At 62.0% G+C, this 14,463-nt stretch carries 10 protein-coding genes, 2 rRNA genes and 4 pseudogenes; 6 read left to right on the top strand and 10 right to left on the bottom strand.

Going from position 1 to position 14,463, the window contains the following annotated elements:
• Positions 1 to 82 precede the first annotated feature (82 nt).
• From recG to ACTIGJ_RS18750, 6 genes are all read right to left on the bottom strand, one after another.
• The gene (recG, locus tag ACTIGJ_RS18725; protein ID WP_439641849.1) at positions 83 to 2,185 is read right to left on the bottom strand and encodes an ATP-dependent DNA helicase RecG; all 2,103 of its coding nucleotides are present in this window, start codon (positions 2,183 to 2,185) and stop codon (positions 83 to 85) included.
• Positions 2,186 to 2,211: 26 nt separating this feature from the next.
• The gene (locus ACTIGJ_RS18730; protein WP_439641850.1) at positions 2,212 to 2,595 is read right to left on the bottom strand and encodes a RidA family protein; all 384 of its coding nucleotides are present in this window, start codon (positions 2,593 to 2,595) and stop codon (positions 2,212 to 2,214) included.
• A gap of 58 nt (positions 2,596 to 2,653) precedes the next feature.
• Entirely contained in the window at positions 2,654 to 4,855 is a 2,202-nt protein-coding gene (locus ACTIGJ_RS18735) for a RelA/SpoT family protein (RefSeq protein ID WP_439641851.1), read from the bottom strand.
• 98 nt (positions 4,856 to 4,953) lie between these two features.
• Positions 4,954 to 5,217 (bottom strand): DNA-directed RNA polymerase subunit omega, encoded by a 264-nt coding sequence (gene rpoZ / locus ACTIGJ_RS18740; protein ID WP_439641852.1) that lies wholly within the window; start codon positions 5,215 to 5,217, stop codon positions 4,954 to 4,956.
• A 72-nt stretch (positions 5,218 to 5,289) separates the two neighbouring features.
• Positions 5,290 to 5,928: a guanylate kinase gene (gmk, locus tag ACTIGJ_RS18745; protein ID WP_439641858.1), complete on the bottom strand. Its 639-nt coding sequence runs from the start codon at positions 5,926 to 5,928 to the stop codon at positions 5,290 to 5,292.
• Positions 5,929 to 5,932: 4 nt separating this feature from the next.
• Positions 5,933 to 6,802: a YicC/YloC family endoribonuclease gene (locus ACTIGJ_RS18750; RefSeq protein ID WP_439641853.1), complete on the bottom strand. Its 870-nt coding sequence runs from the start codon at positions 6,800 to 6,802 to the stop codon at positions 5,933 to 5,935.
• Between ACTIGJ_RS18750 and ACTIGJ_RS18755 the strand changes: the two genes are divergently transcribed.
• Positions 6,789 to 7,631, top strand: coding sequence for a glutaminyl-peptide cyclotransferase (locus ACTIGJ_RS18755; protein WP_439641854.1), 843 nt, complete (start codon positions 6,789 to 6,791; stop codon positions 7,629 to 7,631). The genes ACTIGJ_RS18750 and ACTIGJ_RS18755 overlap by 14 nt on opposite strands.
• Before the next feature lie 125 nt (positions 7,632 to 7,756).
• Positions 7,757 to 8,920, top strand: a complete 1,164-nt coding sequence (locus tag ACTIGJ_RS18760; protein WP_439641855.1) for an acyl-CoA dehydrogenase family protein — start codon at positions 7,757 to 7,759, stop codon at positions 8,918 to 8,920.
• Between the two features lie 335 nt (positions 8,921 to 9,255).
• On the opposite strand, the pseudogene ACTIGJ_RS18765 reads toward ACTIGJ_RS18760, so the two are convergent.
• Positions 9,256 to 9,872: pseudogene (locus tag ACTIGJ_RS18765) on the bottom strand (IS3 family transposase); the annotation flags it as partial.
• Positions 9,873 to 9,978: 106 nt separating this feature from the next.
• Here ACTIGJ_RS18765 and istA point away from each other — a divergent pair.
• A pseudogene (istA, locus tag ACTIGJ_RS18770) lies at positions 9,979 to 11,039 on the top strand (IS21 family transposase).
• A complete protein-coding gene (istB, locus tag ACTIGJ_RS18775) occupies positions 11,011 to 11,838 on the top strand; it encodes an IS21-like element helper ATPase IstB (RefSeq protein WP_439641856.1) in 828 nt (275 codons plus the stop codon). The pseudogene istA and the gene istB overlap by 29 nt, the downstream one beginning before the upstream one ends.
• Before the next feature lie 60 nt (positions 11,839 to 11,898).
• Here the strand turns inward: istB and ACTIGJ_RS18780 are convergent.
• Positions 11,899 to 12,330 (bottom strand): annotated as a pseudogene (locus ACTIGJ_RS18780) (transposase); the annotation flags it as partial.
• A gap of 77 nt (positions 12,331 to 12,407) precedes the next feature.
• On the opposite strand from ACTIGJ_RS18780, the pseudogene ACTIGJ_RS18785 reads away from it, so the two are divergent.
• Positions 12,408 to 12,641 (top strand): annotated as a pseudogene (locus ACTIGJ_RS18785) (IS1595 family transposase); the annotation flags it as partial.
• 85 nt (positions 12,642 to 12,726) lie between these two features.
• A complete protein-coding gene (locus ACTIGJ_RS18790) occupies positions 12,727 to 13,578 on the top strand; it encodes a P63C domain-containing protein (protein WP_439641857.1) in 852 nt (283 codons plus the stop codon).
• Between the two features lie 245 nt (positions 13,579 to 13,823).
• On the opposite strand, the gene rrf is transcribed toward ACTIGJ_RS18790, so the two are convergent.
• Positions 13,824 to 13,938 (bottom strand): 5S ribosomal RNA (gene rrf / locus ACTIGJ_RS18795).
• 152 nt (positions 13,939 to 14,090) lie between these two features.
• Positions 14,091 to 14,463, bottom strand: a 23S ribosomal RNA gene (locus tag ACTIGJ_RS18800); the annotation flags it as partial.

Consider the following 14,463-nt stretch of genomic DNA (forward strand, 5'->3'; position numbering starts at 1 on the left):
CATTGTGCCAGCGGGCGTCACGGCTTCAGCACAAACGACTCGGGGATTGCGCAGAAGACGCGGCGGTCCGCTGTTCACGCCCTCAGACCTGCGCATAACGATCGGCATCGCCGATCCAGCGGCTGATCAGCCGCTGCGCCTCCTTCGGCGCTTTCAGCCACCAGTCGTCGGCGAGTTTCTGCAGGCCGCCGATGTAGCCGCTGTCGCGCACCGGGTCGGCGATCTTCATGCCGACCAGCCCGGTCTGGCGGCGGCCGAGCAGTTCGCCCGGGCCGCGGAGTTCGAGATCCTTCTGCGCGATCACGAAGCCATCGTTGGTGGTGCGCATCACTTCCAGCCGCGCCTTCGAGCCCTGGCCGATCGGCGGCTGATACATCAGCAGGCACTGGCTGGCGGTGGCGCCACGGCCGACCCGGCCGCGAAGCTGGTGCAGCTGCGACAGGCCGAGCCGCTCGGCGTTGTCGATGATCATGATGCTGGCGTTGGGCACGTCGACGCCGACCTCGATCACCGTGGTGGCGACCAGCAATTGGGTGGCGCCACTCTGGAAGGCGCGCATCTGCGCTTCCTTCTCGGCCGCCTTCAGCCGGCCGTGCACGAGGCCGACCTTCAACTCCGGCAGTTCCTCGCGCAGCTGCCGGTAGGTTTCCTCGGCGGCCTGCGCCTGCAGCTCGCTGTTTTCTTCGATCAAGGTGCAGACCCAGTAGGCCTGGCGGCCCTGCCGGCAGGCTTCACCGATCCGCGACAGCACGTCGAAGCGGCGCTCGTTGGACAGCACCACGGTCTGCACTGGCGTGCGGCCGGGCGGCAGTTCGTCGATCACCGAGACATCGAGATCGGCGTACACGGTCTGCGCCAGGGTGCGCGGAATCGGGGTCGCCGACATGATCAGCTGATGTGGCGTGACGCCGGCCGGGCCCTTGTCACGCAGCGCCAGCCGCTGGCCGACGCCGAAACGATGCTGCTCGTCGACCACGATCAGGCCCAGCTTCTTCAGCTTCATGTCGCCCTGGAACAGCGCATGGGTGCCGACCCAGACCGGCGTGGCGCCGGTCGCCGCGCGGCGCAGCGCCTCGTCGCGCTCGGACTTCTTCATCTTGCCGGTCAGCAGGCCGACCTCGACCCCGAGCGGCGACAACCAGCCGTTCAGCGTGCGGGCGTGCTGCTCGACCAAAAGCTCGGTCGGCGCCATCAGCACCGACTGCAGGCCGGCCTGCGCCGCACCGAGCATCGCGCTGGCGGCGACCACGGTCTTGCCGGAACCGACGTCACCCTGCACCAGCCGCAGCATCGGCTTGCCGGCCGCGAGGTCACGGGCGATTTCCGACACCACGCGCCGCTGGGCGCCGGTCATCACGAACGGCAAGGCACCCTGCAGGCGGGCTTCGGCCGCCAGCACGCCTTCGATGCGGGTGCCGGGCGCCGACTTGCTCTGCTTGCGCAGCAGACGCATGCACAGCTGGTGGGCCAGCAGTTCCTCGCGCACCAGCCGGATCTGCGCCGGGTGGCGATCGAGCAGCAGATCGCCGAGATCGCGGCCGTCCGGCTCGTGCAGGGTGCGCAGCGCGTCGAGCGTCGCCGGCCCGCCGAGACCGGGAAAATCGGCCTTGTAGTCGGCGTCCGTCTGAGCCACGGCGAGCGCCTGCTGGATCAGCGCGCGGACGCGGGTCTGGGTGATGCCGGTGGCCAGCCCGTAGATCGGCGTCAGCCGCGTTTCCGGCGGCAGTTCGAGCGCGGAATCGGCGATCCGGTATTCCGGGTGGACGATTTCCGGGCCCGACGGCGTGACCCGCACGCCACCGAAGGCGCGCAGCCAGCGGCCGTCGGTCATCGCCGCCTTCTGCGCTTCGTTGAAGTGGAAGAAGCGCAGCACCAGGCTGGCCCGGCCGTCGTCGATCACCACGCGCAGCCAGCGCTTGGCGCCGAAGCGCACCTCGGCGGACACGATCTTTCCGCAGACCAGCGCCTCGACACCGTGCGCGACCTCGTTGATCGGCACGATGCGGCGGCGATCCTCGTAACGGATCGGCAGGTGCAGCAGCAGGTCGCGCACCCGCTCGAGGCCCAGCGGCTTGAGCCTAGATGCCACCGCCGGCCCGGCCCCCTTCAGGAAGGTGAGTTCGGTGTCGAGCGTCAGCGGCGGCTTGCTGCCGGGCCTGGCCGTCCTGCTGCGGGCATCCGTCATCGCGGCAGTGCCGACCGGGTGCGTTTTCAGTCGATGACCATCACCGCGTCGGCCTCGACTCGCGCGCCGCGCGGCAGGCTGGCGACCCCGATCGCGGCGCGTGCCGGATAGGGCTCGGCGAAGTAGGTCGCCATGATCTCGTTGACCTTGGCGAAGTGGCCGAGATCGGTGAGAAAGACATTCAGCTTGGCGAAGTCGCCAAGTCCGCCGCCGGCCGCCGTCGCCACTGCGCGCAGGTTCTTGAACACCTGGTGGATCTCGTCCTCGATGGTCGCGTTGACCAGAGTCATGGTCTTCGGATCCAGCGGAATCTGGCCGGACAGGTAGACCGTGTTGCCGCACTTGACGGCCTGCGAGTAGGTGCCGATCGCCGCCGGGGCGTCGTCGGTCTTGATGATGGTGCGGCTCATGGGGAACTCCGGAATTCGCGGGGCCGGCTTTTGGGCCGGCGCTGTTGTCTGCTGACGACTAGATACGGATGACGCGCTGGACCGCTTCGAGCCGGCGCAGGCGGCGCAGCACGCGGGCCAGATGCACGCGGTCGCGCACGGTGATCACGAAGCGGATTTCGAGTGCGGCGTCGCTGCCGCCGCGCTCCGGCATCTGCACGTTCTCGATGCCCGATCCGGCGGCCGCGATCTCGCCGGCCACGCTGGCCAGCAGGCCGCGGCGGTTCTCGGCCTTGAGCTTCAGTTCGGCCAGGAAATCGCCCTGCACGCTCGGCGCCCAGATCAGCGGCACGCGGTCCTGCGCGGCGCCCTTGCGGGCCGATACGTGCTTGCATTCCAGACGGTGGACGACGATGCCGCGGCCGATCGAGACATAACCACAGATCTCGTCGCCGGGGATCGGATGGCAGCACTTGGCGTAATCGATGACCAGGCCTTCGGTGCCTTCCACCGCCAGCGGCACCGATTCGCCCGGCGTGGTGCTCTGGTTCGGATCGGGCAGGAAATGCCGCGCCACCAGCGGCGCCAGCCGGCTGCCGCTGCCGATCGACACGTACAGGTCTTCGATGTCGGCCAGGCCGAAGGCTTTCAGTACCGCGCCGGTCGATTCCTCCTTGAGCACGGTCAGCGGCACGTTCAGTTCGCGCAGCGCGATTTCCAGCAGCCGGCGACCGAGCCGGACCGCCTCGTCCTCGCGCTGGTTCTTCAGGAAGTTGCGGATGTGCTGGCGCGCCTTGACGGTCTTGACGTAGTTCAGCCAGGCCGCGTTCGGCCGTGCGTGGCGGGCGGTGATGATCTCGATGGTCTGGCCGTTCCGCAGCACCGTGTTCAGCGGTTCGAGCTGCTGGTCGATGCGCGCGGCCACGCAGTGATCGCCGAGTTCGGTGTGCACGGAATAGGCGAAGTCGACGGCCGTGGAGCCGCGTGGCAGCTGCCGGATGTGACCCTTCGGCGTGAACACGTAGACCTCGTCCGGGAACAGGTCGACCTTGACGTTCTCGATGAACTCCAGCGGCGCCGCGCCGGTCTGCGCCGCGAACAGGTTGCCGAGCCATTCGCGGGCGCGAACCTGCGGCGCGCTCTGGCTGTCGTTCTTGCCGCTGACCGCCTTGGTGGCGCCGCCCTTGGTGTCGAGCTTGTACTGCCAGTGCGCGGCGATACCGTTCTCGGCGATGTGGTGCATTTCGCGCGTGCGGATCTGCACCTCGATCTTGCGACCCTGCGGACCGATGCAGGTGGTGTGCAGGCTCTGGTAGCCGTTGACCTTGGGATTGGCGACGAAATCGTTGAACAGCTCGGAAATCGGCCGGTAAGCGTGGTGGACAACACCCAGCGCGCGGTAGCAGTCGTCGACCTTCGACACCAGGATGCGGAAGCCGAGCAGGTCCATCACGTCGAGAAAACGCAGGCGCTTGCGCTGCATCTTTTCGTAGATGCCGTACAGGTTCTTCTGGCGGCCGACCACGCTGGCGCCGATGCCTTCTTCCTTCAGCGCCCGCTCGAGCTTGTGCTCGATTTCCTTGATCAACCCCTTGGTGTCGCCCAGACGGGCGCTGACGGCCTTCTCGAACACCTTGTAGCGCTGCGGATACAGGTTCTCGAACGACAGGTCTTCGAGCTCCATCCGCAAGGTGTTGATGCCGAGGCGCTGGGCGATCGGCGCATAGATTTCCAGTGTTTCCAGCGACACCCGACGACGCTTGGCGGGCTCGACGCCATCAAGCGTTCGAACGTTGTGCAGGCGGTCGGCGAGCTTGACGAGGATGACGCGCAGATCCTGCGCCATCGCCAGCAGCAGCTTGCGGACGTTCTCGGCCTGGCGCTCGGCGCCCGACATGCCTTCGACCTTCTGGAACTTCGACACGCCGTCGACCAGCTCGGCGACATCGCGACCGAACAGGCGGGCGATCTCTTCCTTGCCGACCGGCGTGTCCTCGATCACGTCATGCAGGATCGCCGCGCACAGCGTGGTCGCGTCGAGCCGCATCTCGGCGAGGATCTTGGCCACCGCCAGCGGGTGATAGATATACGGCTCGCCGCTCGACCGGTTCTGGCCGGCGTGCATCTTGGCGCCGAACTCGTAGGCACGGCGAACCTCGGAAATCTGCGGTGCCGGCAGGTATTCCTCAAGCAACCGGGTCAACGCATCGATGCCGTACTCGCGCGCCACGCGCTGCGTGCGAAGTGCGGTGCCGATGCGCGAGATCACGGGAATATCCATGGTTTGAGTATAGACGCGGGTCGCGCCCATCCAAGACCGACGGCCACGAAAAAGGGGCCTTGCGGCCCCTTTCGGTACTGCGGCGAGTCGCCTGCTGCTTAGAGGTCGAAGCTCGGATCGAGCGCTTCGAGTTCCATCTTCGGCTGCTGGATGGCCGGCAGATCCGCTTCCTGCAGCACGCCGGTATCGACGTAGCCGTGGGCGATTTCCTTGAGGCTGAGCACGGTCGACTTGTGGTTGCCCCACGGCAGCTTGGCTTCTGCACCGCGAGCGAGTTGGCGCGCGCGCTTGGCGGCAACCAGCGTCAGCTCGAACTGGTTCGGGATGCGGTCCAGACAATCTTCAACGGTGACTCGTGCCATGGCGACGATGCTCTGTGCTGCGGAAAAGAGCCGGAGTATACCGGCGGCGCGAAAAGCGTGCCAGACCGAAGCTCAGACGAGCTGTTCGGCCAGCAGATGGTCGATCAGGGCTTCGTGCCGCGCCTGCTGGGTGGCGCTGCGCAGGCGCCGAGCGATGAAGATCGCCGACATCTGATCGAGCGCCCGCTCGAAATCGCGGTTCACTAGCAGGTAGTCGTACTCGCCGTGATGCGACATCTCGGCCCGGGCAGCGCGCATGCGTGCCGAGATCACCTCGTCGCTGTCGGTGCCCCGCGCGCGCAGCCGCCGTTCGAGCTCCGCCGACGATGGCGGCAGGATGAAGACGCTCTGGACATCGGAGCGCCGCGCACGCACCTGGCGCGCGCCCTGCCAGTCGATGTCGAGGATGACGTCGATGCCGCGTCCCAGCAGTTCCTTGGTGCGCGTCAGGCCGGTGCCGTAATGGCGACCGAACACTTCAGCGTGTTCAAGGAAATCACCGTGTTCGACCATCGTCGCGAATGTCGCCTCGTCGACGAAGTGGTAGTGCACGCCTTCCTGCTCGCCCGGACGCGGCGCGCGCGTGGTGTACGACACCGAGATTTCCGCCGGCCAGCCCTGCGCCGTAAGACGTGGCAGCAAAGCCCGCGTCAGGCTGGTCTTGCCGCCGCCGCTGGGCGCCGACACGATCCAGAGGGTGCCGGGGATCAATGATTCATTCAATGTTCTGTACCTGCTCGCGCATCTGTTCGATCGTCACTTTCATTTCCACGGCCAGCCGCGTCATCTCGGCGTCCTGGGATTTCGATGACAGGGTGTTGGCCTCGCGGTTGAGTTCCTGCATCAGGAAATCGAGGCGCCGGCCGACGGCTTCGTTGCGGTCAAGGGTGTCGCGTACTTCGACGAAATGGCTGTCGAGTCGGGACAGTTCTTCGTCAACGTCCAGCCGCTGCGCGGCCATGGCGGCTTCCTGGGCGAGTCGCGCTGGCTCCACGTCGACACCCAACTCCGCGATCTTTGCGCGCAGCCGTTCCAGCCACGCGTCACGAACCTGCGGCGCACGCTGCCGAACCGCCGCCACGTTGGCGGCCATGGCATCGAGCCGGTCCAGCAGATAGGTCTTGGTGCGCTCGCCTTCGCGGGCGCGGGTGGCGGTGAAATCATCGAGCGCGGTCTGGAACAGCAGCAGGGCATCGGCAATTGGCGCCGCCACGGCTGGCGCGGCGTCGTTGCGAACCACACCTGGCCAGGCCAGCACCTGAATCGGGTCCGGCGCCGTCGAGGTGCGCTGCTGGCCAGAGACTCGTTCGATAGCCGCGAGCACGGCCGCAAGCCGCTCGTGATCGATCTGCAAGGCTTCGGACGGCCCGGCGTCCCGGGTATAGCGCAGACCGGCCTCGACCTTGCCTCGACCGATGCGCTGCGTGGCAAGCTGTCGCAGGTCGTTTTCCATCACCCTGAACTCGTCAGGCAGCTTGAACTGCACTTCAAGATAACGATGGTTGACCGCGCGGATTTCCCAACTCAACCGCCCTGCCGGGCCCTGTTGTTCGACGCGGGCGTAGCCCGTCATGCTGCGGATCATGGCTTTCAATTCAGGTCGCGAGGCGAGCGTGCGGATTGTACTGATGCTGGGCTGGTGGATGGGTCAGGCGCTGCTTCCGGCGTGGGCGGCTGCAGCCCCTCTGGCTCGATGGGAGCTGATCGCGGAGCATCCGCATGACCGATCGGCGTTTACCCAGGGCCTGACGATCGATGGTGACAGATTGATCGAGGGTACCGGTCTCTACGGGCAATCCCATCTTCTGGTGCGCTCGCGCAAGACCGGGCAACTGCTTTTCACACGATCGTTGCCGGAAGATCAGTTCGGGGAAGGAGTAGCCGTCGTCGGCGAGCGGATCATCCAGCTGACCTGGATGAACGGCATCGCGCATGTCTTCGATCGCGAACTGCGGCCTCTGAGCCGCTTTAGGTTGTCCAGCGAAGGATGGGGCCTGACGTTTGACGGCACCCGCCTGATTCGCAGCGACGGCTCTTCGAAGCTGCGCTTTCACGACGCTCGCAGCTACACCGAGATCGGCACACTCGATGTCACCGACAACGGCCGCCCGATCGCCAATCTCAACGAACTCGAATTCATCGATGGGCAGATCTACGCCAACGTCTGGCTGTCAGATCGGATCGCGATCATCGACCCGGCTTCTGGGCACGTCCGTGCCTGGCTTGATCTGACCGCGCTTTCCGGCCGTTTCAAGCAGTTGCCCGGGTGGGACGCGCGCGAAGCCGTCCTCAACGGAATCGCGCGGATTCCCGAGAACGGACATCTGCTGGTGACCGGGAAGCTGTGGCCGCTGATGTTCGAACTCGCGGTCGACAAGACGTCTATCAGCGATCGGGTGGCAGGGCATCACTGACAATTTCAAAGTTGCTCTTCGAGTGGAAATAATTGTTACCAATTTTATCAATCAGTTTAGTTGGCCTGTCTTCCCACTCGCCAAGCTGCTATAAATCAGGTATCAATCAGCGCGAGCAAACCGTAATGTTGCTTACCCATGAACATAAGGAGTTGTACCGACAGGTCCGTGGTTTTGTCGAGAAGGAGCTCAATCCGCACATCCAGGAATGGGAGAAAGCCGGCATCTGGCCCGCTCGCGAAGTGCTGCAGAAAATGGGAAAGCTCGGACTTCTCGGTATCGCCAAGCCGGAAGCCTATGGCGGGCAAGGCCTCGACTACTCGTTCGAAGTGGTGTTCGCCCAGGCGCTGGGCAACTGCAATAACGGTTCATTGCCGATGGCGATCGGGGTGCAGACCGACATGGCCACCCCTGCACTCGCTCGTTTCGGAAGCGACGATCTGCGCAAGGAGTATTTGGTCCCCGCGATCACGGGGGATGCTGTGGTGTCAATCGCAGTATCGGAAGCCGGCGCAGGATCAGACGTCGCGAGCATCAAGACTACCGCTCGCAAGGACGGCGGCGACTACGTCATCAATGGCTCGAAGATGTGGATCACTAATGGCACTCAGTCCGACTGGGCCTGCATGCTGGTCAACACCTCGGACGGCAAACCGCATCAGAACAAGTCGCTAATCGTGGTCCCGATGGATGCGCAAGGCGTGGACCGCCGTACCAGACTCGACAAGCTGGGGATGCGGTCCAGCGACACCGCGATGATCTTTCTCGACAACGTGCGCGTTCCTCAACGTAATCTGATCGGGCAAGAAGGCATGGGTTTCATGTACCAGATGCTCCAGTTTCAGGAAGAGCGTCTGTACGCCGCCGCCGTTGGAATCGACAGCTACACCAACCTCATCGATGAAACGATCGCATACACGCGGCAGCGTCATGCATTCGGACAACCATTGATCGATAATCAATATGTCCACTTCCGCCTCGCCGAACTCAGGACAGAAGTGGAAGCATTGAAGGCGATGGTTTTTCAGGCGACGGAGGAATATGTCGCCGGCCGTGATGCGACGATGCTCGCATCCATGTGCAAACTGAAAGTCGGCCGCTTGGGACGAGAACTGACAGACGCTTGCCTGCAATACTGGGGCGGCCAAGGCTTCATGTGGGACAACAACATTTCAAGGGCGTATCGGGATTCCCGATTGACCTCGATTGGCGGCGGAGCCGATGAAGTCATGCTCGGCATCATCTGCAAATTGATGAACATTCTGCCGGCGAAAAAGAAAGCAGCCTGAGATATGTTCGCTGCACGGCCATATCCCTTCGGAGGGAGCCGACCTACATTACAGCGTGACGTCGCTAAGAAAACTTCAATCCGTTGATCATTTTCTTAACGACGAGGCCACGCGGCGAGCAACTCGTCGCATCACCCCCTACGAACGCCTTGCCCATCCGTGGGTAGATGTCGCAGTACGCTTCATCAGCGCAGCTAGAGGCTATCTCACTGTTTGTGATCTTTCTGTGATTTTTGTCACATTAGAAGACAGTTTATTAGATCGCTATATGACTTATTCCCCTAAAGCAGTGTGACGTTACCCTGACCTGCCGGCCTTTTTCGGGCCTGTTGAATCTAGAGACTGGCACCCAGTTGGGTTGATTGCTTCAATGCAGCTTTGAACTCGTTCGGGGTCTGGTAGCCGAGACTGGAATGCGGCCTGACGGCGTTGTAGTGCCGCCGCTAGGTTTCGATGATCACCTTGGCTTCCTCTCGCGACCGGAACCATTCCATCGACAGGCATTCGTCCCGCAGCTTGCCGTTGAGCGATTCGTCGGTGCCATTCTGCCAAGGTTTGCCGGGGTCGCTGGTGGCGGTGTTCATGCCGGAAGCCACGATCCAGTCCAGGATCGCTCGGGAAACGAATTCCGGCCCGTTATCGCTGCGCAGGTATCGCGGCGCGCCGTGAACGGTGATCAACCTCGTCTGCACGTCGATGACCCGCCTGCTTCGGATGGACCCAGCGACGTCGATGGCCAGGCATTCCCGGGTGTACTCGTCGATGATCGTCAGACACTTGAGCTGCTGGCCGTTCGCGCAGGCATCGAACACGAAGTCGTAGGCCCAGACGTGATTCCGCGAAGTCGGTGGTTGCGGCCGATCCGTTCGTGGCGCACCCGCCGCCGTGGCCGCTTTCGCGATACCTGCAGCGCCGATTGTTGCCAGAGCCGAAGGCAGCGATCGACGCTCATCGCTTGCCTTCCCGGCGCAGTGTCAGCAGCACCCTTAACCTGACCCAGGGGCAGCAACTCGGAGTTGACCCACCTCTCGTAGCCTTGGCCCTTTTTCGGGAGGGCCATGCTGAGCAGAGAGGGGATCAGGAAGATCAAGGTGTTGGCCCGTCAGGGCCGCAGCATCCGGGACATCGCCCGGGAGATGCAGGTGTCTCGAAACACGGTTCGGCGGTATTTGCGGGATCAGGCCGCTGTCGATTTGAGGCGTCCGCCAGCGCGACCGCACAAGCTGGATCCGTACCGGCTGTACTTAGCCGAGCGGGTGCGCGCCGCGCATCCGGCGTGGTTGCCGGCGGCAGTGCTGTTGGCGGAGATCGCTGAGCAGGGCTACACCGGTGGTCTGAGCCGGTTGCGCGCGTATCTGCGCAGCCTGCCGGCCGAGCCGCTAGTTCGCTTCAAAACGCCCGCTGGCCATCAGATGCAGTGCGACTGGGTGGTGTTCCGACGCGGCAAGTTGCCGCTCTCGGCATTCGTGGCGACGCTGGGCTACTCGCGGGCGAGCTATGTCGAGTTCGTCACCGACGAGCGTCTGGACACGCTGCTGGCCTGCCACGAGCACGCCTTCGAGTTCTTCTGCGGCGTTCCGCGCGAAGGGCTATACGGCAACATGAAGACGGTCGTCCTGGAGCGCGACGCTTATGGTCCGGGCGAGCACCGCTTCCAGCCGGCGTTTCTCGATTTCGCTGGCCACTGCGGCTTCGTGCCGAAGCTGTGCCGACCGTATCGAGCGAAGACCAAGGGCAAGGTCGAACGATTCAACGGCTATCTGCGGCGCAGCTTCTACAACCCGCTGGCATCGAATCTGGCGCAGGACCGGCTGCTGCTCAATGTCGACACTGCCAATGCCAAGGTCTGGACGTGGCTGCGCGATGTCCCAATGCCCGGCTGCACGGCACCGCGCTGAAGGTGCCGCGCGCGCAACTGCTGATCGAGCAGAAAGCCCTGCAAGGTTTGCCTCCGACCTACAGCGGCAAGCGCATCGTGCCGACCTTGCCGGTGATCCCCACAGCGGCCAAGCCACCGCAGTGGGATCACTTCAGCGCCACGCCGCTGCAGCATGACCTGTCGGTCTCGACCGCCCGCTGGAGGTGCGCTGATGGATCTGCATCACGATCGCATCCTTGAAGCCTGCCAGGCGCTGAAGCTCGATGCCCTGATCGACGCCTATCCGCAGTTGGCTGCCAAGGCTGTCTCGAATCAGCTGACGTTCCCGGGTTTCCTGGAAAGCCTGCTCAAGTCCGAGCTGTCGGCGCGCCAGGCCCGATCCCGCAGTGTCCTGACCAAGCTGGCCGGCTTCCCGATCATCAAGACGCTGGAGGAATTCGATTACACCTTCGCTCATGGCGTGACCAAGAAGACGATCCAGGAGCTGTCCGGCTTGTCCTTTGTCGAGCGCGCTGAGAACGTCGTGCTGCTCGGCCCATCTGGCATCGGCAAGACCCATCTGGCGATCAGCCTCGGCTATCTCGCCGCGCAGGCCGGGATGAAGACCCGCTTCGTCTCGGCTGCCGATCTGGTCGTCGCCCTCGTCGCCGCCCAGCGACAGGACCGGCTCACCGATTTCATCAAACGCAACGTCATGGGACCGCGCCTGCTGATCATCGACGAGATCGGTTACCTGCCGATGAGCCGTGACCAAGCCAACCTGTTCTTCCAGGTCATCGCCAAACGCTACGAGAAAGGCGCCATGTTGCTGACCAGCAACTTGCCGTTCGGGCAGTGGGACCAAGCCTTTGACGGCGACACCACGCTCACCGCCGCGCTGCTCGACCGCCTGCTGCATCACGCCCACGTGATCCGGATCCGAGGAGAGAGCTACCGACTCAAGGACAAACGAAAAGCCGGAATCATCAACCCCATCTACCGGCGGATTCCATCGAGGTGGGTCAGTTCTGAGTTGCTGATCAGCAACTTCCCTGGGTGAGCTTTATGTTGCCGTTGACAGCAGGAAGATCCGGATGCGCCTGTAGCCATAGCGCGGCTACTGCGCGGCCAGGGCTTTCATCGCAGCAACGACCGGCGCGTCCTTGGCCGCGCCATGACCGATTCATACCCTAAGGCTGACCGCGCTACCCCGATCAGCGCGCACGAACGTCGTTGCGACAGGCCGCGATTCACCGCGTGAACCACGGCCCGGCGACGCCCGGGCACGCCTAGTATTTTCCCCGCGTGATCTCCTTCATCACTCGATCTCGAGATCCCGCTCTGCCAGCAGCTTCTTCAGTCGGGCGTTCTCCTGCTCCACCGTCTTCAGCCGCCGGACGTCCATCGCTTCCAGCGATCCGAACCGCTTCCGCCGAGCGTAGATCGTCGGCTCCGATACGCCGTGATTCTTCGCCACTGCCGCTACTGGTGACACATCCGCCTCCCGGCGAATCCAGACCATCTGCTCGTCAGTAAATCGTGCCTGCTTCATGTGCTCCTCGCTCGTGGCAGGAGCCAGAATGTTAAGCGTCACGGGGTCCGAGAAACGGCAGGCAGGTCAGATGCAATGTTCAGGTTGGTTCCGTTGTTTGCACGGATGAGCACTCAGCCTATCGCGGCATGAGTATCTATACGCACCTGACGGTCAGCCATAGTGCGCGCGAGTACGTCAACGGCATGGCCAGCACCAACAGCATCGAGAGCTTTTGGGCGGTCCTGAAGCGTGGGCATTATGGGATCTTCCATTACCTGAGTGCTAAACATCTGCACCGGTACGTCAACGAGTTTGCATTCCGTCACAACACGGCTAAAGGCGGCACGATGCAGTTTATTGACGAGACGATCACCAACATGGGCCAGCGTCGGCTCACCTATAAGGAGTTGATCAATGCCTAAGAAGACCGATCAGGTCATTCAACCAATTGAGGCTAGCTTGGACGAAGTAGCCGACGGCCTAGTAATTTCAAAGAAGACGCTATCTAGCAAGAAACCCGCCAAGGCCAGGGGCCAGCTTCAAGCTACCCACAAAGGATCATTTCAAGGTGAATTCGGCATTGACGTCGAATGTTATGTCTTGGACGACGAGCAAAAAACAGCAGTTATTAGCCAACGCGGAATGGGTCCGGCGCTTGGTCTTTCAGCAGGCAGTGGCGGCCGCCTAAAAGAGTTTGTTCAGAGCGCGACCATCAGCCCTTACGTTGGTCGCGAGCTTCAAGAAAAACTTGATAATCCCATTGTTTTTCAAGCAGCTAGCGCGGTCGGGAGCAGCATTGCTAACGGATACGATGTGACGCTTCTGATCGATTTGTGCAAGACCGTTATTCAGGCGGAATCTGAAGGAAAATTGAAGCACGCGCGCTACAAGAACATTATTCGGCAGGCACACGTAATTCTTGCCGCATCTGCGAAGGCCGGGATCAAGGGACTCGTCTACGCGCTATCCGGCTATGACGCAACGAAACAAGATGTGATCGCTGCGTTTAAGTTCTACGTCCGCGAAGAAGCCCGAGAGTACGAGCGCGAATTTCCTGAAGAGTTGTACAACGAGTGGTATCGGCTTTATGAACTGCCCCGTCCCGAACGAAACAGGCCGTGGAAATTCAAACATCTGACAGAAGCTCAAGTCTATGAGCCTCTGGCCAGAAGCAAAGGCACAATCCTTGGAATGACAAGGGAAAAACGTGAAAAAGCACGCGCAAATCCGGTAAATTGCATCAATTTTTATCGGAAATCGGCGTGAAAGCTCTCCGCGTTCACCTTGGCAAACTTACCGGCATCGCCAGCGTATCGTCAAACAAAGAAGAGTACGAGCGGCACTTCAAACGAGTATTTGGAGCGCAACTCGAAATTGACATAAACGACCTTAACAAAAAATAAAACTTATCCTGCGAGCATTCGCTCGCAGGATTATTTTCGGCTAGTTAAATATATAGTTCCCCAAAAAAACCCCGGATCGTGTTACCGATCCGGGGTTCTTCATTTGGAGCCTGGCAGTGTCCTACTCTCGCATGGTCTTGGCCACACTACCATCGGCGCTGAGTTGTTTCACTTCCGTGTTCGGGATGGGAACGGGTGGTTCCAACTCGCTATGGCCGCCAGGCAAACTGTTTGAGCAACCGGTTTTGGTTATGGCCGTTTACTCGAATTGGGGTTGTAGTCAAACATGTTGGGCAACATCAATGCCTTTGCCACTTTACGTCTTGTAGGAACGCTATGCCTTGTCTGTTCAGGACAAGAACGCTTGAGCGTTATATGGTCAAGCCTCACGAGCAATTAGTACGCGTTAGCTACATGCATTACTGCACTTCCACATCGCGCCTATCAACCTTGTTGTCTACAAGGGCTCTTTAGGGGTCTTAAGACCCGTGATATCTCATCTTGAGGTGGGCTTCCCGCTTAGATGCTTTCAGCGGTTATCCCGTCCGTATTTAGCTACCCGGCGATGCCACTGGCGTGACAACCGGAACACCAGAGATACGTTCAACCCGGTCCTCTCGTACTAAGGTCAACTCCTCTCAAATATCAAACGCCCACGGCAGATAGGGACCGAACTGTCTCACGACGTTCTGAACCCAGCTCGCGTACCGCTTTAATTGGCGAACAGCCAAACCCTTGGGACCTGCTA

Source organism: Nevskia sp. (genome assembly GCF_051860985.1).
Classification (GTDB): domain Bacteria; phylum Pseudomonadota; class Gammaproteobacteria; order Nevskiales; family Nevskiaceae; genus Nevskia.